General features: G+C 57.4%; 1 pseudogene. It reads right to left on the bottom strand.

Annotation, left to right across the window (positions count from 1 at the left end):
- Positions 1-55: 55 nt before the first annotated feature.
- Positions 56-417 (bottom strand): annotated as a pseudogene (locus tag HT737_RS20030) (DUF6124 family protein).
- Positions 418-861: the final 444 nt, after the last annotated feature.

The raw sequence follows: 861 nt of genomic DNA, 5'->3' as shown, positions 1-861 counted from the left end.
GAAATGCGCACTCCTGTGGGAGCGAGCCTGCTCGCGAAAGAACGATAACGCGGTCTCAAGCCGGCGGATCAACCCGATCCAGCGCCCGATTCACCGCCAGCTCAGCGAGCATGATGATCTGCTGGATCGCCAGCGCCGTATTGCGCTGCGGACGGCTGAGCTGATCGGCGAAATCGCTGGCCATGGTGTTGGCCGAGGCCAGGGACTCACAGGCGTGCGCCAGCAGGCTTTGCGTGTCGATGCCCGGATGGACGAGGAACATCGAGCTGGGTGGACGCGGTTTTGTGGCTTCGGGGCTGAGGTAGAAATCGAGGGCGCGCTTGATGCTTCGCGGTTTTTTGCGAGGTCTTCGGCGTGGAGGGCTTCGGTGAGTGGCGTTGTGGGTTCGAGTGGTGGATCTGGGACTGGCTTAGTCATTGGATAACCCTATTTTTGCAAATGAACGCCAGCACTTGCCGTTTCTCACGCGGCGAAGTGGGTGGCAGCTATGTGCGGGGTGAGAAACCGGAAAAATAGGAAACCGGCCAGACCGAAGTCTGCCCGCACACAGCCGCCATGACGCATTTGCAGGCAAAAGATAAGCCGCCTGCAATTATGCGGACACATGGACTGAATCACTAATTTTTCCAGGCTCTCACACCCGATCGCTGAGTTTTCAGCGACAGCTCAAGGCTAGAGAGCCAGCGTCCGAGGGACAACCTGAAAACCTTGTGGGAAGGTTCTGGTTATCCCACACACCTTTAAACACAACCCCACTCCCTGTAGGAGCTGCCGAAGGCTCGGGCCGCGTTCGGACGATCTTTTGACTTTGACTCTCACAATTAAAAGCAAGATCAAAAGATCGCAGCCTTCGGCAGCTCC

Origin of the sequence: Pseudomonas sp. MD195_PC81_125, from assembly GCF_014060985.1 — a bacterium.
Classification (GTDB): Bacteria; Pseudomonadota; Gammaproteobacteria; order Pseudomonadales; family Pseudomonadaceae; genus Aquipseudomonas; species Aquipseudomonas parakoreensis.
The sequence above is the reverse complement of the archived record's forward strand: the minus strand, read 5'-3'. Positions and strand labels throughout refer to the sequence as shown.